Below are 23,136 nucleotides of genomic sequence, written 5' to 3' on the forward strand. Positions count from 1 at the left end.
TACGGGTGACGTGCTCTTTCGGCCTGCCGCGCGCGTGGGCCACGGGTGCCCCGTACGCGCGTGACGAGTCCTCAGAACAGTCCGGTGGCGGCGAAGCGCAGGACCAGCTGGGGTGCGCCGGAGAGCACCACGCCGAGGACCCCGGTGAGGGCGAGGGCGGCGGTGAGGGGGGCCGGGAGCGGGTGCCGGGCGGGTGCGCCCTCGGGCGCGCGGAACAGCAGGGCCGTCCACTGGAGGTAGTAGAAGAGGGCGATCACCACGTTGACGGCCATGACGACGGCGAGCCAGCCGAGGCCCGCGTCGACGGCGGCCGAGAACACCGTGACCTTGGCGAACAGGCCGATGACGCCCGGCGGGAGCCCGGCGAGGCACAGCAGGAAGAAGGCCAGCAGCAGGGCGGTGGCCGGACTGGCGGCGTACAGGCCGCGGTAGTCGCTGAGCCGGTTGAGGGGCTTCGTACGCCCCACCAGGGCGGCCACCGCGAACGCGCCGAGGTTCACGGCGGCGTACATGAGGGCGTAGGCGACGGTGGAGCCGACCGCCTTCTGCGGGTCCTTCGCGTATCCGGCGGCGGCGATCGGCACGAGCAGGTAGCCGGCCTGGCCGACGGAGGACCAGGCGAGCAGCCGTACGGCGCTGTACGCGCGCGTGGCCTGCTGGCGCAGGGCGCCGACGTTGCCGACGGTCATGGTGAGGGCGGCCAGGACGGCGAGCGCGGGCCCCCAGGCGTCGGCGTAGGAGGGGAAGGCGACCACGGTGACGAGGATCAGCCCGGAGAAGCCGACCGCCTTGCCGACGACCGACAGGTAGGCGGCGATGGGCAGGGGTGCGCCCACATAGGTGTCGGGCACCCAGAAGTGGAAGGGCACCGCGGCGGTCTTGAAGGCGAAGCCGACCAGGGTGAGGACCACGCCGGTCTGGGCGAGGGTGTGCAACTGGCCGTCGACGTGCTGGATGCGCTGGGCGACCTGGGTGAGGTAGAGGGTGCCGGTGCAGGCGTAGACGAAGCTGACGCCCAGCAGGCTGACCGCGGTGGCGGTGACCGAGGACAGGAAGAACTTCAGGGCCGCCTCGGAGGACCGCTTGTCGCCGTGCCGGATGCCGACGAGCGCGAAGGCCGGCAGGGAGGCGACCTCCAGGGCGACGATCAGGGTGGCCAGGTCCCGGGAGGCGGGCAGCAGGGCGGCGCCGGCCGCCGAGGACAGCAGCAGGAACCAGAACTCCCCGGCCGGGATGCGCCGCCGCTCGTCGCCGAGGTTCGTCACCGACAGCAGGGCCGCCAGCAGGGCGCCGCCGAGCACCAGGAACTGGATGACGAGGGTGAAGTGGTCGGCGGTGTAGCTGCACGCGCGCGGGGGGCCGGGCAGGCAGAAGGTGCTGCGGTCGCCGTCGAGGAGCGGCAGCAGCATCAGCGTGGCCACCGCCAGGCCGGCCACGGAGATCCAGCCGAGGAGGGGCTTGCGCGCCTCGGGGAGGAAGAGGTCGGCGACGAGGACCGCGAGCGCCACGAGCGCGGTGACGGTGGGCGGCGCGATCGCGAGCCAGTCGACGGACTGGACCAGCGACTGGGCCGGGGCCTGGGGCAGGGCCAGGGCGCTCATCGGGTGCCTCCTGCGAGGAGCTGCTGCACGGCCGGGTCGGTCAGGCCGAGCAGGGCCCGCGGCCACAGTCCGGCGAGGACGGTGAGGGTGACGAGCGGGGTCCAGGCCGCGAACTCGTAGCCGCGCACGTCGGCGAGGGTGGGCGGGGCCTGCCGCGGTACGGCGCCCATGCAGACCCGGCGGACCACGATCAGCATGTACGCGGCCGTCAGCAGGGTGCCGAACGCACCGATCGCCATGAAGGTGAGGAACGCGGGCCGGCTGAGGCCTGCGGCGGGGCTGAACGAGCCGAACAGGGCCAGCATCTCGCCCCAGAACCCGGCGAGGCCGGGCAGGCCGAGCGAGGCGACGGCGCCGAAGGCGAGCAGTCCGCCGAGGCGCGGGGCCCTGGCGTACAGGGCGGCGCCCGTCTCCTCGGAGAGCGTGTCGAGGTCGGTGGTGCCGGTGCGGTCCTTCAGGGCGCCGACCAGGAAGAAGAGCAGGCCGGTGATCAGGCCGTGGGCGATGTTGGCGAACAGGGCGCCGTTGACGCCGGTCGGGGTCATGGTGGCGATGCCGAGCAGGACGAAGCCCATGTGGCCGACGGAGGAGTAGGCGATGAGCCGTTTGAGGTCGCCCTTCGCGCCCCGCTTGGCCAGGGCCAGGCAGGCCAGGGACCCGTAGATGATCCCGACCACGGCGAAGGCGGCGAGGTACGGCGCGAAGGTGCGGAAGCCGTCGGGCGCGACCGGCAGCAGGATGCGCACGAAACCGTACGTGCCCATCTTCAGCAGAACGCCGGCCAGCAGGACCGAGCCGACCGTCGGGGCGGCGGTGTGGGCGTCGGGCAGCCAGCTGTGCAGCGGCCACATCGGCGTCTTGACCGCGAGTCCGAGCCCGATCGCCAGAACGGCGATGACCTGCACGGACGTGGTGAGCGAGCGGCCGTTGTCAGTGGCGAGTGCCACCATGTCGAACGTGCCCGCCTTGACTCCGATCAAGAGCAGGCCGAGCAGCATGACCACGGAACCGAGCAGGGTGAACAGGATGAACTTCCACGCGGCCCGGGTGCGGCCCTCGCCGCCCCAGCGGGCGATGAGGAAGTACATCGGGATGAGCACCGTCTCGAACGCGAGGAAGAACAGCAGCAGGTCGAGGACGGCGAAGGTGGCGAGGGTGCCGGTCTCGAGCAGGAGCAGCAGGGCGACGAACGCCTTCGGGGACGGGCCCGACGGCGGCTTGAAGTAGGAGTAGAGCGCGCACAGGAAGGCCAGCAGCGCGCTCAGCACCACCAGGGGGAGAGAGATGCCGTCGATGCCGAGGTGGATCCGCACGTCGAGTGCGGGGATCCAGCTGATGTCGGTCGTGGCCTGCATCCTCGACGGATGGCCGTGGTCGAAGCCGATCGCGAGGACGACGACGGCGGCGAGGATCACGCCGGTCACGGTGACACCGTGCCGCAGCACGGCCTGCTCGGGCGACTTCCCCTTCAGCCCGGGCGGGGCCGGCAGGAGAGCGGTGACGGCGCCGAGGAGCGGGCCGGCGACGACGAACGCCAGAAGGAACCGCATCACGGACTCGTTGATATCGATCACGCCTGCTCACGCTCCCGTGGCGACGAGGAGGACGGCGACCGCCAGGACGACGGTGCCGGCGAGCAGCGCGCTCACATAGGTCTGCACATTGCCGGTCTGCGCCCGCCGCACGGCGGCCCCGAGCAGCCGGGGCACGGCGGCCGCGCCGCGTACGTAGGTGTCGACGACCTCACGGTCGAGGAACCGGACGAGGCTCGCGCCGGCCTGGACCGGGCGGACGAACAGCGCCGAGTACACGGCGTCCAGGTGGAAGCCGGCGGCCGCGTGCCGGTGCAGCGGGCCGAGCAGCAGCCGTCCGGGGTCGGCCGGGTCGGGCGCCCGGGCGATGTCGCCGTAGGCGGGCTCGTGACCGGCGATGGCCTCTGCCTCGACCAGTCCGGCGTCGCCCTCGGGGTGGGCGGCGACGGCACCCAGCGGGAACCGGGCGGCGAGCGCGGTGGTGCGCTGCCAGGCTCCGTAGGCGAGGAGTCCGCCGACCACGGAGAGGCCGGTGCCGAGGATGGAGGTGAGGAGGGTCGGGGTGAGGTCGCGGCCGTCGAACCAGCCGGGCAGCGAGCGGTAGGCGAGCCCGCCGAAGGCCAGCGACGGCACGGCGAGGACCCACAGCACCACGGTCATCGTCAGCGGCTGGCGGCCGTGGTCGGGGACCTCGGCGCCCCGGCCGCGGAAGGCCAGCAGCCACAGCCGGGCGGCGTAGGCGGCGGTGAGCAGTGCGGTGAGCAGTCCGGCGACCAGCACGAGCCAGCCGGCCGCGCCGGGGGCCTGGGCGGTGTGCCCGGTGGCCACGTGCTCGGCGGCGCCGAGGACGGACTCCTTGGAGAAGAAGCCGCTGAAGGGCGGGATCGCGGCGAGCGCGAGCAGCGCCACGGTCATCGTCCAGTAGGCGTCCGGGACGCGGTCGCGCAGGTGGCTCATGCGGGACATGGCGGCCAGCGAGTTGGTGCCCGCGGCGTGGATGATCACGCCGGCGGCGAGGAACAGCAGCGCCTTGAAGGCGCCGTGCGCGAGGAGGTGGAAGACGGCCGCGCCGCGGTCTCCGACGGCGAGTGCGCCGGTCATGTAGCCGAGCTGCCCGATCGTGGAGTAGGCGAGTACGCGCTTGATGTCGTCCTGGGCGAGCGCGGCGAGTCCGGAGCCGGTCATCGTGACGGCGGCCATGACGGCGAGGACCACCATCGCGGCCCGTGAGGCCTCGAACAGCGGGAGGAGACGGGCGACGAAGTAGACGCCGGCGGCGACCATCGTCGCGGCGTGGATCAGCGCCGAGACGGGGGTGGGGCCCGCCATGGCGTCGGGGAGCCAGGTGTGCAGCGGGAACTGCGCCGACTTGCCGGCCACGCCCGCGAGCAGCAGCAGGGCGACGAGCGTCGGGTGCTGGACGCGGCCGTCCGCCACGGCGGAGAGGACGCGCGGGATGTCGAACGAACCGGCGGCGGTGCCCAGGGCGAACAGGCCGATGAGGAACGGCACGTCGCCGAGCTTGGTGACGAGGAAGGCCTTCAGGGAGGCGGCGCGGGCCTCGGGGGTCTCCCAGTAGTGGCCGACCAGGAAGTAGGAGCAGATGCCCATGACTTCCCAGCCGACCAGCAGCACGATCAGGTCGCCGGAGTAGACGACCAGGAGCATCGCGGAGGTGAACAGGGAGACGAGGGCGGCGTAGGAGGAGTAGCGCGGGTCGTCGCGCAGGTAGCCGGTCGAGTAGACCTGCACGCAGGTCGCGACGAAGGCGACCAGGACGGCGACGAGCGCGGCGAAGCCGTCGACGTCCAGGGCCAGGTCGATCGGCACCGAGCCGGTGGGCGTCAGTTCGGTGTGGGCCTCGACGGCCAGGCCGCCGCCCTGCCGTACGGCGACCAGCGCGGCCAGCACCAGCGCGGCCGCGGCCGGCAGCACGGCGAGCGGGCGGACGAAGCTCGGGGCGGTGCGGCCGAGCAGCAGTCCGGCGGCGGCGCCGAGGAACGGCAGGAGGGGGACGAGGACGGCGAGGGTGGTCGTGGTCACGCGGTGGCCTCGGTCTTCTCGGCCGCGGAGGCGTCGGTGCCCGGGCCGTCGGTGTCGTCGCCGTGGCCCTCGGCGGTGTCGCGGAGCCTGTCGATGTCGGAGGTGCCGCGGTTGCGGTACACGGCGAGCACGATCGCCAGTCCGATGCCGATCTCGGCGGCGGCGATGGCGATGGTGAACAGGGTCAGCGCCTGCCCGGAGTGCAGCGTCTCCACGGCGGCGCGGCTGAGCCAGACGTCGAAGGCGACCAGGTTGAGGTTGACGGCGTTGAGCATCAGCTCCACGGACATCAGGACCAGGATCGCGTTGCGGCGGGCGAGGACGCCGTACAGGCCGGTGCAGAACAGCAGGGCGGACAGGACGGCGGGATAGGCGAGGTGCATCAGCGGGCGCCTTCCTTCTCGCCGGGGGCGCCGGTCACGGGGGCGGCGTCCGGGGGCGGCTCCGCCGCTGCCGCCTTGCGGGACAGGACGATCGCGCCGACCAGTGCGGCGAGGAGCAGGACGGACAGCGCCTCGAAGGGCAGCACCCAGTGCTGGAACAGGCTCTGGCCGGTCACACGGGTGCTGCCGGCCGCCGGGCCGCCCAGGTCGATCCAGGTGGTGCGGAACGCGTCGACGACCACCCACACCAGGGCTGCCGCCGCCGCGCCCGCGACGGCCAGGGCGGCCCAGCGGTTGCCGGAGTCGGCGTCCGGCGAGTGGCCGATGGGGGCCTTGGTGAGCATCAGGCCGAACAGGAGGAGGACGACGACGGACCCGACGTAGATGAGGACCTGCACCCAGGCGATGAACTCGGCGGTGAGCAGGAGGTACTCGACGGCCAGTCCGCCGAGCGCGACCACCAGCCACAGGGCGGCGTGCACCAGTTGCCGGGTGGTGACGGTGACGAGCGCGGCGCCGAGGGTGACCAGGCCGACGAGGAGGAAGGCGATCTCCACGCCGGTCGGGGACAGGAAGCCGTGCTGGGCTGCGGCGAGGCTCACGACTGCTCCTCCCCCTGTTCGGCGGCCCGCTGGGCGGCGAGCTTCTCGGCGGTCTTGCGGGCCGCGGCGATCTCCTTCGGCTCCTCCGCGCCCGGGTCGAGGGCCGGCGGGGCCGGGACGGTCCACATCCACTCGCGGAGCTTGTCGCGCTCGTGGGTGAGTTCGCGGATGTCGGTCTCGGCGTACTCGAACTCCGGGGACCAGAACAGGGCGTCGAAGGGGCAGACCTCGATGCAGATACCGCAGTACATGCACAGGGAGAAGTCGATGGCGAACCGGTCGAGGACGTTGCGGCTGCGCTCGCGCCCGCCGGGGGCGGCCGGCGGGACCGTCTCCTTGTGCGAGTCGATGTAGATGCACCAGTCGGGGCACTCGCGGGCGCACAGCATGCAGACCGTGCAGTTCTCCTCGAACAGGCCGATCACACCGCGCGTGCGGGGCGGCAGTTCGGGCAGCGCCTCGGGGTACTGCTCGGTGACGGTCTTGCGCGTCATGGTGCGCAGGGTGACGGCCAGGCCCTTGGCCAGGCCGCTGCCGGGAATCGGGGCCATGGCTACTGGATCACCACCTTGACGACGCCGGTGAGGGCGATCTGGGCGAGGGACAGAGGGACGAGGAGGGTCCAGGAGAGTTTCTGGAGCTGGTCCTCGCGCAGGCGGGGGTAGGTCACGCGGAGCCAGATGACGACGAAGGCGAGGATCGCGGTCTTCAGCAGGGTCCACAGCCAGCCCAGGCCCTCGGCGCCCCACGGGCCGTGCCAGCCGCCCAGGAACAGGACGGTGGTCAGACCGCACAGGACGACGATGCCGGCGTACTCGGCGAGCAGGAACAGCGCGAACCGCAGGCCGGTGTACTCGGTGTAGGCGCCGAAGATGATCTCCGAGTCGGCGACCGGCATGTCGAAGGGCGGGCGCTGCAGTTCGGCGAGGCCGGCCACGAAGAACACGATCGCGCCGACGATCTGCCAGGGCAGCCACCACCAGTGGAAGGCGTGCACGATCCCCGGCAGGGAGACGGTGCCGGCGGCCATGGCCACGGAGGCCGCGGCGAGCAGCATGGGCAGCTCGTAGGCGAGCAGCTGGGCCGCCGTACGCAGGCCGCCGAGCAGGGAGAACTTGTTGGCGCTGGCCCAGCCCGCCATCAGCGAGCCGAGGACGCCGACGCCCATCACCGCGAGCACGAAGAAGATCCCGGCGTCCAGCACCTGCCCGACGGCGCCCTCGCCCGGCCCGATCGGGATGGCCAGCAGGACGAGCAGGTACGGCAGCAGGGCCACGGCCGGGGCGAGCTGGAAGACACGGCGGTCGGCGCCGGCCGGGACGACGTCCTCCTTCTGCGCGAACTTCACGCCGTCGGCGACGAGCTGGGCCCAGCCGTGGAAGCCGCCCGCGTGCATCGGGCCGAGGCGGCCCTGCATGTGGGCCATCACCTTGTGCTCGGTCTGGCCCACGATCAGGGGGAAGGTGAGGAAGACGACGAACACGACCAGGAGTCGCAGGACGACATCCAGCACGTCGTTCACCGCGGGCCTCCTGTGGGGTCGTCGGGAGTGGGGGGTTCTTCGTGGCTCCGGGCCCCGGAAGCGTCCTGAGGGCGCTGAGCCGGATGGGCATCCGGAGAGCCCTGGGCATCCTCAGCGCGGTCGGCTTCGCGCTCGGGGGCGCGGTCTGCCTCGCGGGCCGGTTCGGGCTCCGTGGCCTGCTCGGGCTTCGGGGCCTGCTCGGCTTCCGGGTTCGGGGGCTGCTCGGCCTGCGTGGCTCGCGTGGCCTCCGCCGCCTGTGCCTCCTGGGTCCGGGCGGGCTCCGGGCCACGGTCGGCTTCACGGGCCGGCTCGGGCTTCGAGGCCGACTCGGCGTCCAGCTCGGGGGCGGGGTCGGCTTCTCGGGTCTGGTCGGCTTCCGCGGCTCGCTCAGCCTTCGTGGCGTGCTCGGGCTCCGAGGCCGACCCGGGCTCCAAGGCTCGCTCAGCCTTTGCGGTCTGCTCAGCCTCTGGCGCTGACTCAGCCTCCGGGGCTGGCTCGGCCTTCGGGGGCTGCTCGTCCTCGCCTGCTTCCTGGGCGCGCCCCGGTGCCGGGGTGGACTCGGGCCGCTGGTCGAAGGCCGGGCGGGCGTGGTGCCAGGGGGCGTCGCTGCTGCGCGGGGTCGCACTCCGGCGGGCGGCGCCGTCCGGTTCGGCCGGGGCCTCGTCCCGCTGTGAGGCCGAGCCCTCCGAGGCGCTGCGCGCACGGCGCGGCCGGGCGGGTGCCGGTCCGGGCTCGTGGGCCACCGAGGCCTCCGCGGCCGGTCCCTCCGCCGACGCCTGGGCGGCATCGCCCTCGGCCGCGGCCTGCTTGCGCACCGCCGCGTCCTCGGCCGGCGCCGCCGACTGGCTCACCGAGCCTTCACTCGCGCTCCTCGTCCGCCGCGGCCGCGCCCCGGCGCCCGCGGCTCCGCCAGGCCCGGCAGCACCGGCAGCCCCAACAGCCCCGGTGGCACCGACACCTCCTGCGCCCCCAGCCGCTCCGGCGCCCCCGGCGGCCTCGGCAGCCCCGGCGCCCCCAGCAGCCCCAGCAGCCCCGGCGCCCCCAGTAGCTCCAGGGGCCCCAGCGGCCCCAGCAGCCCCAGCCGCGGCCTCTCCGGTCTGGCTGGCGGAGCCCTCCGACGCCGTGCGGGTGCGTCGTACGGGGCGTTCGCCCGCCGCGCGTGCCGGACGTTCGCCCGCGGCGCGTGCCGCGCCGCGGGCCGGGCGGGCCGGGGCAGGCGGCAGCTGGCCCTTCAGCGGGCCCCACTCGTTCGGGTCGGGCACGCCCGGCGGCAGCATCTGACGGCGCTTGGGGCCTCCGTGGTCGGACTCGCCGGGCTCCTTGGCGCCGGGCCAGGCCTTGGCCACCCGGGCGGCGAGGACGAAGTCCTTGCGCAGCGGGTGGCCCTCGAAGGTCTCCGGCAGGAGCAGGTGCTCCAGGCCCGGGTGGCCCTCGAAGACGACCCCGAACATCTCGTGCGTCTCGCGTTCGTGCCAGGCCGCCCCCGCGTAGACGCCGACGGCGGACGGCAGCGCCGGCGCCTCGTGCGGCACGGTCGTGCGGATCAGCAGACGGCGGACCGGGTGGAGCGCCACGACGTGGGCCGAGACGCGAAAACCCGTCCCGGGTTCGTCGACCGCGCTCAGCCAGTCGAAGTAGGTGCAGGCGAGGGTGGTGCGGGCCGTCTCCAGGGCGGTGAGCCAGGCGGACGGCGGCACGTCCACCGTCAGGACCTCGTACGACTCCTCGGCCGTGGCGTCGGGGCCGAAGAGTTCCCCGGCGGGAGCGGGCAGCCAGCCTGCCGTGCTCATCACGCGTCCCCTTCCGGGGCGGGCGCCGGCGGCTTGACCAGGTCGCTCCGCAGCGCGGCCGCGGACGGCCGGGCGGTCCCGTAACGGTGCTCGAGGGACTCGTCCGCGATCTTCTCCTGGAGCTTGAGGATGCCCTGGAGCAGCGCCTCGGGCCGCGGCGGGCAGCCGGGCACGTACACGTCGACCGGGATGATCTGGTCGACGCCCTTGGTGACGGAGTACGAGTCCCAGTACGGGCCGCCGCAGTTGGAGCAGGCGCCGAAGGAGATGACGTACTTCGGCTCCGGCATCTGCTCGTACAGACGCTTCACGGCCGGGGCCATCTTGTCCGTCACCGTTCCGGAGACGACCATCAGGTCGGCCTGGCGGGGGCCCGGCGCGAAGGGGATGACACCGAGGCGGATGAAGTCGTGGCGGGCCATCGACGCGGCGATGAACTCGATCGCGCAGCAGGCGAGGCCGAAGTTGAACACCCACAGCGAGTAGCGGCGGCCCCAGTTCAGGACCACCTTCATCGGCTCGGGGGCGAGCCGGGCGAGGGCGCCAAGACGCTTGGGCTCCGGAAGCAGGACGGGCTGCGCGGCGGACGGGTTCTCCGTACGGGACGGGTTCACGTCCATGCCAGCACCCCCTTCTTGTAGGCGTACAGCAGGCCCACGGCGAGGAAGCCGAGGAAGATGAACATCTCCACGAGGGTGGTCGCGCCGTAGCCGGGGGCGGCGAACACCGTCGCCCACGGGAACAGGAAGATCGAGTCGACCGCGAAGATCACGTAAAGGAAGGCGTAGACGTAGTAGCGGACCTGGGTGTGGGCCCAGCCCTCGCCGACGGGGTCGACGCCGCATTCGTAGGTGAGCAGTTTCTCCGGGGTGGGCACCACCGGGCGCAGCAGCCGGCCGGCGCCGAAGGCGACCGCGACGAAGAGCACGCCGACGAGCGCGAGCAGCCCTACGACCGAGTAGGACCGGAAGTAGCCGGCCGCGACGTCCGCCGCGGCGACCGTCGAGTCCCCCAACGTCTCCCGCACCGTCCGCCTCGCTCCCTGACCTCGTGACCTTGGTGAACCCGGCGCAGTGGCCCCTGCTGCTGCGACCTGATTCGAGGATCTGTACGCACGGGAGTCTAGGCCCTGATAAAGACACGGTAAGCAGCCCGTCACGGCGTGAGACGCGAGGACCGGGCGAGGGGTGGGGTTTTCCCCAGGGAACGGGGGCGGTGGGCCGCATGGCACAAGGGGCGCCGGGCACGGCAGGCTGGCCCGCATGACCGCTTCCGCCTCCGCCGCAGGCCGGACCGAAGGCTCCGACCGTCTTCCCGCCGACCGCCTTCCGCCCGCTCGTGTCGCCCTCGACGCGCGCACCTGGAAGGAGATCTCGCACCTCCTGCTGAACCTGCCGATGGCGGTGTTCGGCTTCACGTACGTGTTCACGGCGGTGCTCGTCAGCGGCGTCCTCACCCTGACGGTGATCGGGCTGCCGCTGCTCGCGGTGTGCCTGCTGGGCGCACGGCAGCTCGGCAAGCTGGAGCGGTTCCGGTCCCGGGCGCTGCTCGGGGTCCGGGTGGACGAGCCGTCGCCGCTGCCGATCGCCCGGGGCGGCGGGGTGCTGCAGCGGCTGTGGCTGGCGCTGAAGGACCCGGTGGGCTGGCGGACGTTGCTGTACGACCTCATCCGGCTGCCCTGGGGGATCCTCACCTTCTGCACCGTGCTGGTCTCGCTGTTCGTGCTGTGGCCGGTGCTGCCGTTCATCGCGCGGGGGCTGTCCAACGTGGACCGGGCGATGGTGCGGGGGCTGCTGTCGCCCTCCGACGAGCTGGAGCGGCGGATCGCCGAGCTGGAGTCGGACCGCGGGGTCGTGGTCGACACGGCGGCCGCCGACCTGCGCCGTATCGAGCGCGACCTGCACGACGGGGCGCAGGCCCGGCTGGTGAACCTCGCCATGGGGCTCGGCCTGGCGAAGGAGAAGCTGCTGGAGGATCCCGACTCGGCCGCCGCGATGGTGGAGGAGGCGCACGGCGAGGTGAAGCTCGCCCTGCAGGAGCTGCGCGACCTGGCCCGGGGCATCCACCCGGCGGTGCTGACCGACCGCGGCCTGGACGCCGCCCTGTCCTCCGTCGCCTCCCGCTGCACGGTGCCGGTGAAGGTGACGGCGGACCTGCCGACCCGGCCCGCGGCGGCCATCGAGGGCATCGCCTACTTCACCGTCTCCGAGCTGCTGCAGAACATCAGCAAGCACAGCGGGGCGCACTCCGCCGCGGTGGACGTCTGGCGGAACGAGGACCGGCTGCTCATCCAGGTCCGGGACGACGGCCGCGGCGGCGCCCGGCTGGAGAGCGGCAGCGGCATGCGGGGCCTGGCGGAGCGGCTGGGCGCGGTGGACGGCCTGTTCCTCGTCGACTCCCCGGCCGGCGGCCCGACCGTGGTCACGGCGGAGCTGCCCTGGCGGGACCGCCAGGAATAGCCGGCCGCCCGCACCGACCACCGGACCCGCCCGCACGACACCACCCGCACCGACCGCCGGACCTACCCGCACGGCACCACCCGCACCGACCGCCGGACCTACCCGCACGACACCACCCGCACCGACCGCCGGACCTACCCGCACGACACCACCCGCACCGACCGCCGGACCTACCCGCACAGCGCCACCCGGTCCTCGCCCGGCCCCCGCCGTCTCACGCCACCGGGCCCAGCCGCATCACCCCCCGCGCCACGACACACCGTCGCGCCACCCGGCCCCCACCCCCGTGGTGGGGAAAACCCCCGGTCCAAGACGCCGACGGCCTCCATGTCACCGGGGGCCGCGGCCCGCCACTCTGGAGACACGGCCGCAGCAGCGCCGCCAGGACGAGGAGAACGGACGACACCGATGGCCACGGAGTACGGACAGGGGTACGGGCGGGGACACGGGCACCTCGCCGGATCCGGCTTCCCCGCCCACGACGGGGAACGGCGGCACCGGCTGCCCGCCGCGCTGCGGGCGCCCGTGGAGGCGCGGAGCTGGCGCGAGCTCGGCCATGTGCTGCTGGGCCTGCCGGTCGCGGTCGTGCTGTTCTGCTGGACGGTCACGATGGTGTCGCTCGGCGCCGGCCTGCTCATCACCTTCCTCGGGGTCCCGGTGCTGGCGGCGGGGCTCGCCGGCTGCCGCGGCTTCGGCGTACTGGAACGCACGCGCGCGCGTGCGCTGCTGCGCGTGGAGGTGGCGGACCCGGAGCCGTTGCGGACGGCCAAGCCGGGGGCGTTCGCGTGGATGGGCGCGGTGCTCAAGAGCGGCGCTTCCTGGCGGCACCTGCTGTACGCGCTGGTGCAGTTCCCCTGGGCGGTGTTCTCGTTCGTCGTGGCGGTGACCTTCTGGACCGCCGGCTGGTCCCTGCTGACGTATCCGCTGTGGTTCTGGGTGTTCCCGATGTACGCGGGCCAGGGCGGCCTGCAGCTCTACGGCGACGCGCACCACAGCGTCTACCTGGACAACTCCTTCGAGATCGGCGTGACGGCGCTGGCGGGTCTGTTGTTCACCCTGGCCACGCCGTGGGTCGTGCGGGGGCTGACGACGGTGGACGGGCTGCTGGTGCGCGGGCTGCTGGGGCCGTCACGACTGTCGGCACGGGTGGTGGAGCTGGAGTCGGACCGGGGTGTCGTGGTCGACACGGCCGCCGCCGACCTGCGCCGCATCGAGCGCGACCTGCACGACGGGGCGCAGGCCCGGCTGGTGAACCTGGCGATGGACCTGGGGCTGGCGAAGGAGAAGCTGCGGGAGGACCCGCGGGAGGCGGCCCGGATGGTGGAGGACGCGCACGGCGAGGTGAAGACGGCGCTGCAGGAGCTGCGCGACCTGGCCCGGGGCATCCACCCGGCGGTGCTGACCGACCGTGGCCTGGACGCGGCCCTGTCCTCCGTCGCCTCCCGCTGCGCGGTCCCGGTGCGCGTGGAGGTCGATCTGCCGGCCAGGCCCGCCCCGGCGATCGAGGGCATCGCCTACTTCACCGTCTCCGAGCTGCTGCAGAACATCAGCAAGCACAGCGGGGCGCGGTCCGCTTCGGTCGACGTCTGGCGGAACGAGGACCGGCTGCTCATCCAGGTGCTGGACGACGGGGTCGGCGGCGCCGACGCCGCCCGGGGTTCGGGCCTGGCGGGGCTGGCCGGCCGCCTGGACGCGGTGGACGGGGTCCTGGTCGTGGACTCGCCGGCGGGCGGCCCGACCCGGGTGATCGCCGAGCTGCCCTGGCGCGGCTGAGCGGACGCGCCGGGGCCGGACGGGTGCGCGCGCCGGGCTGTTTCCCCCGGTCCTGCGCGCGCCGGCCCGAATGCTGGAATGCTTGACCTTCGTACGGGACGCCGTCGGAAGGTCGGGCTGTGGGGGGCCGGGAGATCGTGGAGAACAGGGTGCGTGTGGTCATCGCCGAGGACTCGGTGCTGCTGAGAGAGGGGCTGACCCGGCTGCTGACCGACCGCGGGCACGACGTCGTGGCCGGCGTCGGGGACGCGGAGGCGCTGCTCAAGACCATCGCCGACCTGGACGGGCAGGGAGAGCTGCCCGACGTGGTGGTGGCGGACGTGCGGATGCCGCCGACCCACACCGACGAGGGGGTGCGGGCGGCCGTACGGCTGCGCCGGACGCACCCGGGGCTCGGGGTGCTGGTGCTGTCGCAGTACGTGGAGGAGCGGTACGCCACCGAACTGCTGGCCGGTTCCAGCCGGGGCGTGGGCTACCTGCTCAAGGACCGGGTCGCGGAGGTGCGGGAGTTCGTCGACGCGGTGGTGCGGGTCGCCGGGGGCGGCACGGCGCTGGACCCGGAGGTGGTCGCCCAGCTCCTCGGGCGCAGCCGCAAGCAGGACGTGCTGGCCGGGCTCACCCCGCGCGAGCGGGAGGTGCTGGGGCTGATGGCGGAGGGCCGGACGAACTCGGCGGTCGCCCGGCAGCTCGTGGTCAGCGACGGAGCCGTGGAGAAGCACGTCAGCAACATCTTCCTGAAGCTCGGGCTGTCCCCGAGCGACGGCGACCACCGGCGTGTTCTGGCCGTTCTCACCTACTTGAACTCATGACCGGCTGACACTGTGTCAGCCGGGTGTCAGTCCGTCCGGCTTCTGTGGAGACGGGTACCCGGGTGGCGGAGGGCCGGAGGAGGGAACCGTGGAAGACGCACAGTCGCGGCGAGCCGCTCGGCCAGGGCTCCGGCGGCGCGAGGAACCATGACAATCCAGTGCTCCGGGCCGTCCCGGAACGCGGTCCATCATGCGGATGGCCGCCGGAGGGCGACCCCGAGCGACGTAGGGTTGATTCTGGGATGGTCCGTGGGACGGCCATTCCCGGACAGCCGCCTCGAAGGAGGTCCAGTTCAGTGACCAGCCAGGTCAGCAGCCCAGCGGAGCAGGCCGACACGCCCGTCGTGGGAGAGCAGCGCAAACCGGGCGGAGCGAAGGACGTGCGGCGCCTGGACCGGGTGATCATCCGGTTCGCGGGGGACTCGGGTGACGGCATGCAGCTCACCGGTGACCGCTTCACCTCGGAGACCGCGTCCTTCGGCAACGACCTCTCCACCCTCCCCAACTTCCCCGCCGAGATCCGCGCCCCCGCGGGCACCCTGCCCGGCGTCTCCTCCTTCCAGCTCCACTTCGCCGACCACGACATCCTCACCCCGGGCGACGCGCCGAACGTGCTGGTCGCGATGAACCCGGCCGCCCTGAAGGCCAACATCGGCGACCTGCCGCGCGGCGCCGAGATCATCGTCAACACGGACGAGTTCACCAAGCGCGCCCTGCAGAAGGTCGGGTACGCCGCCTCCCCGCTGGAGGACGGCTCGCTCGACGGCTACCACCTGCACCCGGTGCCGCTGACGACGCTCACGGTCGAGGCGCTCAAGGAGTTCGACCTCTCCCGCAAGGAGGCCGAGCGCAGCAAGAACATGTTCGCCCTCGGTCTGCTCTCCTGGATGTACCACCGGCCGACCGAGGGCACCGAGAAGTTCCTGAACAGCAAGTTCGCCAAGAAGCCGGACATCGCGGCCGCGAACATCGCCGCCTTCCGGGCGGGCTGGAACTTCGGCGAGACGACCGAGGACTTCGCGGTCTCCTACGAGGTCGCGCCGGCCGCCAAGGCCTTCCCGGTCGGCACCTACCGCAACATCTCCGGGAACCTGGCCCTGGCCTACGGCCTGGTCGCCGCCTCCCAGCAGGCGGACCTGCCGCTGTTCCTGGGTTCGTACCCGATCACCCCGGCCTCGGACATCCTGCACGAGCTGAGCAAGCACAAGAACTTCGGCGTGCGCACGTTCCAGGCGGAGGACGAGATCGCGGGCATCGGCGCGGCGCTGGGCGCGGCCTTCGGCGGCTCGCTGGCGGTCACCACCACGTCCGGTCCCGGCCTCGCCCTGAAGAGCGAGACGATCGGCCTGGCGGTGTCGCTGGAGCTGCCGCTGCTGGTGGTCGACATCCAGCGCGGCGGCCCGTCGACCGGTCTGCCGACCAAGACCGAGCAGGCGGACCTGCTGCAGGCGATGTTCGGCCGCAACGGCGAGGCCCCGGTCCCGGTGGTCGCCCCGAAGACCCCCGCGGACTGCTTCGACGCGGCCCTGGAGGCGGCCCGGATCGCGCTGACCCACCGCACTCCGGTGATCCTGCTCTCCGACGGCTACCTCGCCAACGGCTCCGAGCCCTGGCGCATCCCGGACCTGGACGAGCTGCCCGACCTGAGGGTCCGGTTCGCCACCGGCCCGAACCACACCCTGGACGACGGCACCGAGGTGTTCTGGCCGTACAAGCGCGACCCGCAGACCCTCGCCCGGCCATGGGCGATCCCGGGCACGCCCGGTCTGGAGCACCGGATCGGCGGCATCGAGAAGCAGGACGGCACGGGCAACATCTCCTACGACCCGGCCAACCACGACTTCATGGTCCGCACCCGCCAGGCCAAGATCGACCGCGTCGAGGTGCCGGACGTCGAGGTCGACGACCCGGACGGGGCGCGCACCCTGGTGCTGGGCTGGGGTTCCACCTACGGGCCCATCACGGCCGCGGTGCGAAGACTGCGTGCCGCCGGCGAGGCCGTCGCACAGGCCCACCTGCGCCATCTCAACCCCTTCCCGCGCAATCTGGGCGCGGTGCTCGAGCGCTACGACAAGGTCGTGGTCCCCGAGATGAACCTCGGGCAGCTGGCCACGCTGGTCCGGGCGAAGTACCTGGTCGACGCCCGCTCGTACAACCAGGTCAACGGCATGCCGTTCAAGGCGGAGCAGCTCGCCGCCGCGCTGAAGGAGGCCATCGATGACTGACGCCACCAACGGGCTGCTGCAGCTGGTGCCCAAGGCCGAGGCGAAGCAGTCGATGAAGGACTTCAAGTCCGACCAGGAGGTGCGCTGGTGCCCGGGCTGCGGCGACTACGCGATCCTGGCGGCGGTGCAGGGCTTCATGCCCGAGCTGGGGCTGGCCAGAGAGAACATCGTGTTCGTCTCCGGCATCGGCTGCTCCTCCCGCTTCCCGTACTACATGAACACCTACGGGATGCACTCCATCCACGGCCGGGCCCCGGCCATCGCCACCGGCCTCGCCTCCTCCCGCCGCGACCTGAGCGTGTGGGTGGTGACCGGTGACGGAGACGCCCTCTCCATCGGCGGCAACCACCTCATCCACGCCCTGCGCCGCAACGTCAACCTGAAGATCCTGCTGTTCAACAACCGGATCTACGGCCTGACCAAGGGCCAGTACAGCCCGACCTCGGAGATCGGCAAGATCACCAAGTCGACGCCGATGGGCTCCCTGGACGCGCCCTTCAACCCGGTCTCCCTGGCGATCGGGGCGGAGGCGTCCTTCGTCGCCCGGACCATCGACTCCGACCGCAAGCACCTGACCGAGGTGCTGCGCGCGGCCGCCGACCACCCGGGCACGGCGCTGATCGAGATCTACCAGAACTGCAACATCTTCAACGACGGCGCCTTCGACGCCCTGAAGGACAAGCAGCGGGCCGAGGAGGCGCTCATCCGCCTGGAGCACGGGCAGCCGATCCGGTTCGGGTCCGACGGGGAGCGCGGCGTCGTCCGCGACCGGCTGACCGGGGACCTGAAGGTGGTGACGGTGACCGCGGAGAACGAGGCGGACGTCCTGGTGCACGACGCGCACTCGGCGTCCCCAACCACCGCCTTCGCCCTGTCCCGGCTCGCCGACCCGGACACCCTGCACCACACCCCGATCGGCGTGTTCCGCTCGGTCGAGCGGCCCGTCTACGACACCGAGATGGCCGAGCAGCTCGACACGGCGGTCGAACAGCACGGCAAGGGCGACCTGGCCGCCCTGCTGGCCGGCGGGGACACCTGGACGGTCGTCGGCTGAGGACCGTCGAGCTCGCCTGCTAGGAGGCCCGGGACCTGAGGTCCCGGGCCTCGTCGTACGCCAGCCGGGCCTGTTCCACCTCGTCCATGCGCTCATGGGTCCACCGGGCGAGGGACCGCACCTGCCGCGCCGCCTCCTGGCCGAGGCCGGTGAGCGAGTAGTCGACGCGGGGCGGGATCACCGGCTTGGCGTCCCGGTGGACCAGTCCGTCGCGCTCCAGGGTCTGCAGGGTCTGGGTCAGCATCTTCTCGCTGACCCCCCGGCCGCTGTATGTGCCGATGGCCCGGCGCAGCTCGCTGAAGCGGTACGGCCGCTCCAGCAGCTCGATCAGCACGAGGACGCCCCACCGGCTCGTGACGTGTTCGAGGACGAGCCGGTAGGGGCACTGGGCCTCGGCCTCGGCGGCGGTCACCCGGTTACTTACTGTCATGCCAGTACCTTACTTCAAAGTGGGTACTTTCGTTTGGTTAGCGCCCGCCCTAAGGTCAGTGGCAGACGTTCGGAGTCACCGACGGACACACCCCCAGGGAGAGCGCACATCATGAGCATCGTCGTCACCGGAGCCACCGGACACCTCGGCCGTCACGTGGTGGAGCAGCTGCTGGAGAAGGTCCCGGCCGGAGAGATCACCGCCGTCGTGCGCGACGAGGCGAAGGCCGCCGGGCTCGCCGCCCGCGGGGTGCGGCTCGCCGTCGCCGACTACAACGCGCCCGAGACCTTCGACGGCCTGTTCGCGGCCGGCGACAAGGTCCTGCTGATCTCCGGCAACGAGTTCGACAAGGGCCGGGTGCAGCAGCACCAGGTCGTGATCGACGCCGCCCGCGCCGCCGGCGTCGCGCTGCTGGCGTACACCAGCGCCCCCGGCACCCTCAAGGCCGCGCTCGCCGACGACCACCGTGCCACCGAGGAGGCGCTGCTCGCCTCCGGCCTGCCCTACAGCCTGCTGCGCAACGGCTGGTACCACGAGAACTACACCGAGAACCTGGCCCCGGTGCTGGAGCACGGCGCGGTCGTCCAGGCCGCCGGCGACGGCCGGGTCTCCTCGGCCTCCCGCGCCGACTACGCGGCCGCCGCGGTCGCGGTGCTGACCGGCGAGGGCCACGAGAACTCGACGTACGAGCTGGGCGGCGACGAGGCGTGGGGCTTCGCCGAGTACGCGGCCGAGCTGAGCCGGCAGACCGGCCGGGAGATCGCCTACACCCCGGTCCCGGTCGAGACGCTCGAGTCCGTCCTGACCGGCGCCGGGCTGCCCGGCCCGCTGGCCGCGGTGCTGGCCGGCGTGGACGCCTCGATCGCGAAGGGCGAACTGGTCGTCCCCGGCGGCGACCTCTCCCGCCTGGCCGGCCGCCCGACCACCCCGCTCGCCGAGGCCGTCGCCGCCGCGCTCAAGGGCTGACAACCGCTGGGCCGACAACCGCTGCGGCGCCTCCCGTCCGACCGGCGCGAACGTCTGTCATGACCGTATGGCGATACGGGCATGACAGACGGGCCGGCTCGGCGCTACCTTCTTCCTCGCACGAGTGGGTGAGGCGACAAGGAGGGGCCCATGGCCGGGACGTCCACAGGAGAGCACCGGACAGGCCTGGTGAACGGTTTCGCCGCGTACGGGATGTGGGGCCTGGTCCCGCTGTTCTGGCCGCTGCTGAAGCCCGCCGGAGCCATGGAGATCCTGGCCCACCGCATGGCGTGGTCCCTCGTCTTCGTCGCCGTCGCCCTGGTCTTCGTACGGCGCTGGGCCTGGGCCGGGGAGCTGCTGCGGCAGCCGCGGCGGCTGGGGCTGGTGGTGGTGGCCGCGGCCGTCATCACCGTCAACTGGGGCGTCTACATATGGGCCGTGAACTCCGGCCATGTGGTCGAGGCCTCCCTCGGGTACTTCATCAACCCGCTGGTGACCATCGCGATGGGCGTGCTGCTCCTCAAGGAGCGGCTGCGGCGCGCGCAGTGGGCCGCGGTCGCGGTGGGCGCCGCCGCCGTCGTCGTCCTGACCGTCGGCTACGGCCGCCCGCCGTGGATCTCCCTGTGCCTGGCGTTCTCGTTCGCCACCTACGGCCTGGTGAAGAAGAAGGTCGGCCTCGGCGGCTTCGAGTCGCTGGCCGCCGAGACCGCGGTCCAGTTCGTGCCCGCGTTCGGCTATCTGGTCTGGCTCGGCGTGCACGGCGGCGCCACCTTCACCACCGGCGGCACCGGGCACGCCCTGCTGCTCGCCTCGACGGGCGTCGTCACCGCGCTGCCGCTGGTCTGCTTCGGCGCTGCGGCGATCCGGGTGCCGCTGTCCACGCTGGGACTGCTGCAGTACCTGGCCCCGGTCTTCCAGTTCCTGCTCGGCATCCTCTACTTCCACGAGGCGATGCCGCTCGAGCGCTGGGCCGGCTTCGCGCTGGTGTGGCTGGCGCTGGTCCTGCTCACCTGGGACGCGCTGCGCGCGGCCCGCAGGCCCCGGGTGGTCGCCGTGTCACCGCTCGTCGAGGCCCCGGACCCGGCCCGGACGGACGTGCGCCGGGTCGGTTGACCCGAGTGCCCGTGCGGGTGCGCGCGGGCGGCTATAAGTGGTGAGCATGTCGACATCAACGCCGTCATCCGCATCCGCTCCCGCCCCGCTGCACTGGAAGATCGTCATCGACGCGGCCGACCCGCACGCCCAGGCGGACTTCTGGGCGGCCGCGCTGCACTACGAGCCCGAGGACAACAGCGCGCTCGTCGAACGGCTGCTGTCCTTCGGCGCGCTGACCGGTGAGGCCACCGTCGAGTACCACGGCCGCCCCGCCTTCCGGGACCTGATCGCCGTACGGCACCCCGACGACCCCTGCGACCCGGACACCGGCACCGGGCTGGGCCGGCGGCTGCTCTTCCAGCGCGTCCCGGAGCCGAAGACCGTCAAGAACCGGCTGCACATCGACGTGCACGCCGGCGCCGGCCGGCGCGCGGACGAGGTGGCCCGGCTGACGGCCCTGGGCGCGCGGGTGCTGCGCGAGGTGAAGGAGCCCGGCGGCGAATGGGTGCTGATGGCCGACCCGGAGGGCAACGAGTTCTGCGTCGCGTGACCGCCCGAGGCCGGGCGGCGCCGGCTGGGGCCTGTCTGACGATTCGCGTCGGATCGGCCCGCGGCGTCCGGTGCCGTGCATCGCAAGGCGGAGGGCCGCCCTCGTACTGGACGCACCTGGGCGCACCCGACAACGCGGCGAGGTGCGGCGCCGGGCGTCGCGGGCCCGGCGGGAATGGTCGGACAGGCCCTAAGGCCGCGCCGCCGCGGCCGCGCGGTCGGTCAGGCGGACCATGCGCGAGCGTGCCGATTCCAGGGGCTCCGGGTCGCCCGCCGCGGGCCCCGGCTCGGCGGTGAGGGCCGTCCACAGGTCGATGAGGTCGCGGCCGAGCCGCAGCCCCTCCTCCGGGTCGCGCACCGCGCGCCAGGCGGTGGCGGCGCTGCGCACGTTGCCGTAGGCCGCCTCCGCGTCGCACGCCTGCCGGCGCAGCCGGGCGAGGTCGAGCGAGAGGTGGAAGGAACGCACCGGGTCGCCCGCCAGGTAGGCGATGTAGGCGGTGAGTTCGCCCAGGTGCAGCACCTCGGGGTGGCGAGGGCCCAGTACGGCGGACGCCTCGGCGACGGTGCGGTCGGCGAGCCGGGCCGCCGCCTCGATGCGGCCGTCCCGGACGGCCTCGTTGATCCGTGCCATCGGCTCGGTGAGCAGTTCGGCGCCCTCCGCGGTCTCGGTCACGGGCGTGTCCCCGAGCACCTCCTCGGCCACGGCGTCGAAGCCGCGGGCGGGGGTGGGGGTGAGGGACGAGGCCGGGACGGGCTCGGGGTCGTGCAGGAGCGCGTTCGGGCCGCCCGCGCGCGCCCCCGGGATACCGGTGGGCGCCTCAGGGATACCGGCGGGCGCCTCAGGGACCGCCCGCAGGGGCGCGGAGACGGCCGGCTCGGGGTGCCGCACCGGCGCGGCGGGCGGCTCCTCGGGGCGCGGGGCCGGCACCGGGACGCCCGGCTCTGGACGCCGCACCGGCGCCGGGGGCATCGTCCGGGGGCCGTAGGCGGGGACGGGCGCCGGCGTCCGGGCGCCGGCGGCGGTCAGCGCCCCGGACACACCGTCCATGACCGGCGGCGGCCCGAACCGCCCCATCGGCGCCTGCTCCCGGCCGGAGCCCGTCACGGCCGGACCGGAGCCCGCCACGCCCGCAGCGGGCGCCACCGATACGGGCACCACTGCGGCCGGTTCATCCGCGGCGGACCGGGCGGTGGTGCGCACCGGGTCGCCCGCCATCCTGCTGGAGCCGTCGGCCGAGACCTCGAGCGGGACCACGCATCCGGCGCGGTCGTCCTGGATCGTGGCGCGTATCGGGGCGCCCAGGCTTATCGCCAGGCGCTGGAGGTGGTTCAGCACGGCCTGCTGGATCTCCTGGCCCGGTTCCGCGACGACCGCCGTCCCGCCCACCGAGGCACTGCCCGTGCCGGTCACCCGCACGGCCACCACCGCGGGGTGTGCCACGGGCTGCTGTGCCCGCTTCTTCTCGAAGCTGAGTCGAGACATCGGTTCCCTCACTCCCCCGGCGCCACGATCCGGTCCGTACGCGTCCTGCCGACCAGTGTGTCCGTCCCGGTCCGGCTCCCGCGTCACCGCGACGTCACAGCATCGCACCAGCCGCGGCGCGACGCGGCCGCAACCGGCTCTTGAAACAGACTGCTTGCGTGTGCATAAAATGCACACGCCCTTATTCGCGGTGCGACACCAACCACTCCGGGGGACCCATGAGCCGCCGTTTCCTCTTCGTCCTGGGCAGTGCCCGCCTCGACGGAAACACCGAACTGCTGGCCCGCGCCGCCGCCGAACAGCTTCCCGGCGACGTCGAGCAGCGCTGGATCCGCCTCACCGACCACCCGCTGCCCGACTTCACGGACCTGCGGCACGACACCGACCACGTACGGCCGGCCCCGGACACTCCGGCCGGGCTGCTGCTGGACGCGACCCTCGCCGCCACCGACCTGGTGATCGCCTCCCCGCTGTACTGGTACTCGGTGTCCGGTCACACCAAGCGGTACCTGGACCACTGGTCGGCCTGGCTCCGCACGCCGGACATCGGGTTCAAGGAGGCGATGGCGGGACGCACCCTGTGGGGCGTCTCGGTGCGCGCCGACCGGGAGCCGTCCGTCTCCGACCCGCTCGTCGGCACGCTCAACAACTCGGCCGCCTACCTGGGGATGCGCTTCGGCGGTGTACTGCTCGGCAACGGCACCGCGCCGGGTGACGTGGCGAAGGACACCGACGCGCTCACGCGCGCGAAGACGTTCTTCGCAGGCGGGGCGCCCCTCGCCCGTTTCCCGTACCAGGAGTCCTGAGCCGCCCTGGGGCT

21 protein-coding genes are annotated in these 23,136 nt (G+C 73.0%); 9 read left to right on the forward strand and 12 right to left on the reverse strand.

Annotation, left to right across the window (positions count from 1 at the left end):
* Positions 1-71: 71 nt before the first annotated feature.
* From TNCT1_RS03570 to TNCT1_RS03615, 10 genes are read right to left on the reverse strand one after another with little or no spacing between them, the layout of a single operon-like run.
* The gene (locus TNCT1_RS03570) at positions 72-1,601 is read right to left on the reverse strand and encodes an NADH-quinone oxidoreductase subunit N (protein WP_143627974.1); all 1,530 of its coding nucleotides are present in this window, start codon (positions 1,599-1,601) and stop codon (positions 72-74) included.
* A complete protein-coding gene (locus tag TNCT1_RS03575) occupies positions 1,598-3,175 on the reverse strand; it encodes an NADH-quinone oxidoreductase subunit M (protein WP_143627976.1) in 1,578 nt (525 codons plus the stop codon). The genes TNCT1_RS03570 and TNCT1_RS03575 overlap by 4 nt, the downstream gene beginning before the upstream one ends.
* 6 nt (positions 3,176-3,181) lie before the next feature.
* Positions 3,182-5,176 (reverse strand): NADH-quinone oxidoreductase subunit L, encoded by a 1,995-nt coding sequence (locus TNCT1_RS03580; protein WP_143627978.1) that lies wholly within the window; start codon positions 5,174-5,176, stop codon positions 3,182-3,184.
* The gene (gene nuoK, locus TNCT1_RS03585; RefSeq protein WP_143627981.1) at positions 5,173-5,559 is read right to left on the reverse strand and encodes an NADH-quinone oxidoreductase subunit NuoK; all 387 of its coding nucleotides are present in this window, start codon (positions 5,557-5,559) and stop codon (positions 5,173-5,175) included. Before nuoK ends, TNCT1_RS03580 begins: the two co-directional genes overlap by 4 nt.
* Entirely contained in the window at positions 5,559-6,161 is a 603-nt protein-coding gene (locus tag TNCT1_RS03590) for an NADH-quinone oxidoreductase subunit J (protein ID WP_143627984.1), read from the reverse strand. Before TNCT1_RS03590 ends, nuoK begins: the two co-directional genes overlap by 1 nt.
* Positions 6,158-6,712: an NADH-quinone oxidoreductase subunit I gene (locus TNCT1_RS03595; protein WP_143627986.1), complete on the reverse strand. Its 555-nt coding sequence runs from the start codon at positions 6,710-6,712 to the stop codon at positions 6,158-6,160. The genes TNCT1_RS03590 and TNCT1_RS03595 overlap by 4 nt, the downstream gene beginning before the upstream one ends.
* A 2-nt stretch (positions 6,713-6,714) precedes the next feature.
* Entirely contained in the window at positions 6,715-7,683 is a 969-nt protein-coding gene (locus TNCT1_RS03600) for a complex I subunit 1 family protein (protein ID WP_143627988.1), read from the reverse strand.
* Complete coding sequence (locus TNCT1_RS03605) at positions 7,680-9,473, reverse strand: NADH-quinone oxidoreductase subunit C (protein ID WP_143627990.1); 1,794 nt, start codon at positions 9,471-9,473, stop codon at positions 7,680-7,682. Before TNCT1_RS03605 ends, TNCT1_RS03600 begins: the two co-directional genes overlap by 4 nt.
* Positions 9,473-10,093, reverse strand: a complete 621-nt coding sequence (locus TNCT1_RS03610; protein ID WP_143627991.1) for an NADH-quinone oxidoreductase subunit B — start codon at positions 10,091-10,093, stop codon at positions 9,473-9,475. The genes TNCT1_RS03605 and TNCT1_RS03610 overlap by 1 nt, the downstream gene beginning before the upstream one ends.
* On the reverse strand, positions 10,084-10,500 hold the full coding sequence (locus tag TNCT1_RS03615; protein WP_143627993.1) for an NADH-quinone oxidoreductase subunit A: 417 nt from the start codon (positions 10,498-10,500) through the stop codon (positions 10,084-10,086). Before TNCT1_RS03615 ends, TNCT1_RS03610 begins: the two co-directional genes overlap by 10 nt.
* Positions 10,501-10,735: 235 nt before the next feature.
* Here TNCT1_RS03615 and TNCT1_RS03620 point away from each other — a divergent pair, with 235 nt between their 5' ends.
* From TNCT1_RS03620 to TNCT1_RS03645, 5 genes are all read left to right on the forward strand, one after another.
* Positions 10,736-11,932, forward strand: coding sequence for a sensor histidine kinase (locus TNCT1_RS03620; RefSeq protein ID WP_143627995.1), 1,197 nt, complete (start codon positions 10,736-10,738; stop codon positions 11,930-11,932).
* A 408-nt stretch (positions 11,933-12,340) separates the two neighbouring features.
* The gene (locus TNCT1_RS03630; RefSeq protein WP_143627997.1) at positions 12,341-13,705 is read left to right on the forward strand and encodes a sensor histidine kinase; all 1,365 of its coding nucleotides are present in this window, start codon (positions 12,341-12,343) and stop codon (positions 13,703-13,705) included.
* A gap of 149 nt (positions 13,706-13,854) precedes the next feature.
* The gene (locus TNCT1_RS03635; protein ID WP_281293408.1) at positions 13,855-14,514 is read left to right on the forward strand and encodes a response regulator transcription factor; all 660 of its coding nucleotides are present in this window, start codon (positions 13,855-13,857) and stop codon (positions 14,512-14,514) included.
* A gap of 296 nt (positions 14,515-14,810) precedes the next feature.
* Positions 14,811-16,739, forward strand: a complete 1,929-nt coding sequence (locus TNCT1_RS03640; RefSeq protein WP_143628001.1) for a 2-oxoacid:acceptor oxidoreductase subunit alpha — start codon at positions 14,811-14,813, stop codon at positions 16,737-16,739.
* On the forward strand, positions 16,732-17,793 hold the full coding sequence (locus tag TNCT1_RS03645; protein WP_143628003.1) for a 2-oxoacid:ferredoxin oxidoreductase subunit beta: 1,062 nt from the start codon (positions 16,732-16,734) through the stop codon (positions 17,791-17,793). Before TNCT1_RS03640 ends, TNCT1_RS03645 begins: the two co-directional genes overlap by 8 nt.
* A gap of 19 nt (positions 17,794-17,812) precedes the next feature.
* On the opposite strand, the gene TNCT1_RS03650 is transcribed toward TNCT1_RS03645, so the two are convergent.
* The gene (locus TNCT1_RS03650) at positions 17,813-18,223 is read right to left on the reverse strand and encodes a helix-turn-helix domain-containing protein (protein ID WP_143628005.1); all 411 of its coding nucleotides are present in this window, start codon (positions 18,221-18,223) and stop codon (positions 17,813-17,815) included.
* 111 nt (positions 18,224-18,334) lie between these two features.
* Between TNCT1_RS03650 and TNCT1_RS03655 the strand changes: the two genes are divergently transcribed.
* The 3 genes from TNCT1_RS03655 (at position 18,335) to TNCT1_RS03665 (ending at position 20,834) form a co-directional block, all read left to right on the forward strand.
* A complete protein-coding gene (locus TNCT1_RS03655) occupies positions 18,335-19,189 on the forward strand; it encodes an SDR family oxidoreductase (protein WP_143628007.1) in 855 nt (284 codons plus the stop codon).
* A gap of 150 nt (positions 19,190-19,339) precedes the next feature.
* The gene (rarD, locus tag TNCT1_RS03660; RefSeq protein ID WP_143628009.1) at positions 19,340-20,302 is read left to right on the forward strand and encodes an EamA family transporter RarD; all 963 of its coding nucleotides are present in this window, start codon (positions 19,340-19,342) and stop codon (positions 20,300-20,302) included.
* A gap of 46 nt (positions 20,303-20,348) precedes the next feature.
* Positions 20,349-20,834 carry a VOC family protein gene (locus TNCT1_RS03665; protein WP_143628011.1) on the forward strand — a complete coding sequence of 162 codons (486 nt, stop codon included), beginning with the start codon at positions 20,349-20,351 and terminating at the stop codon, positions 20,832-20,834.
* A 189-nt stretch (positions 20,835-21,023) separates the two neighbouring features.
* On the opposite strand, the gene TNCT1_RS03670 is transcribed toward TNCT1_RS03665, so the two are convergent.
* The gene (locus TNCT1_RS03670) at positions 21,024-22,316 is read right to left on the reverse strand and encodes a tetratricopeptide repeat protein (RefSeq protein WP_143628012.1); all 1,293 of its coding nucleotides are present in this window, start codon (positions 22,314-22,316) and stop codon (positions 21,024-21,026) included.
* 218 nt (positions 22,317-22,534) lie between these two features.
* On the opposite strand from TNCT1_RS03670, the gene TNCT1_RS03675 reads away from it, so the two are divergent.
* Positions 22,535-23,122, forward strand: coding sequence for a flavodoxin family protein (locus tag TNCT1_RS03675; RefSeq protein WP_143628014.1), 588 nt, complete (start codon positions 22,535-22,537; stop codon positions 23,120-23,122).
* Positions 23,123-23,136 lie beyond the last annotated feature (14 nt).

Source organism: Streptomyces sp. 1-11 (assembly GCF_007176755.1).
Classification (GTDB): Bacteria; Actinomycetota; Actinomycetes; order Streptomycetales; family Streptomycetaceae; genus Streptomyces.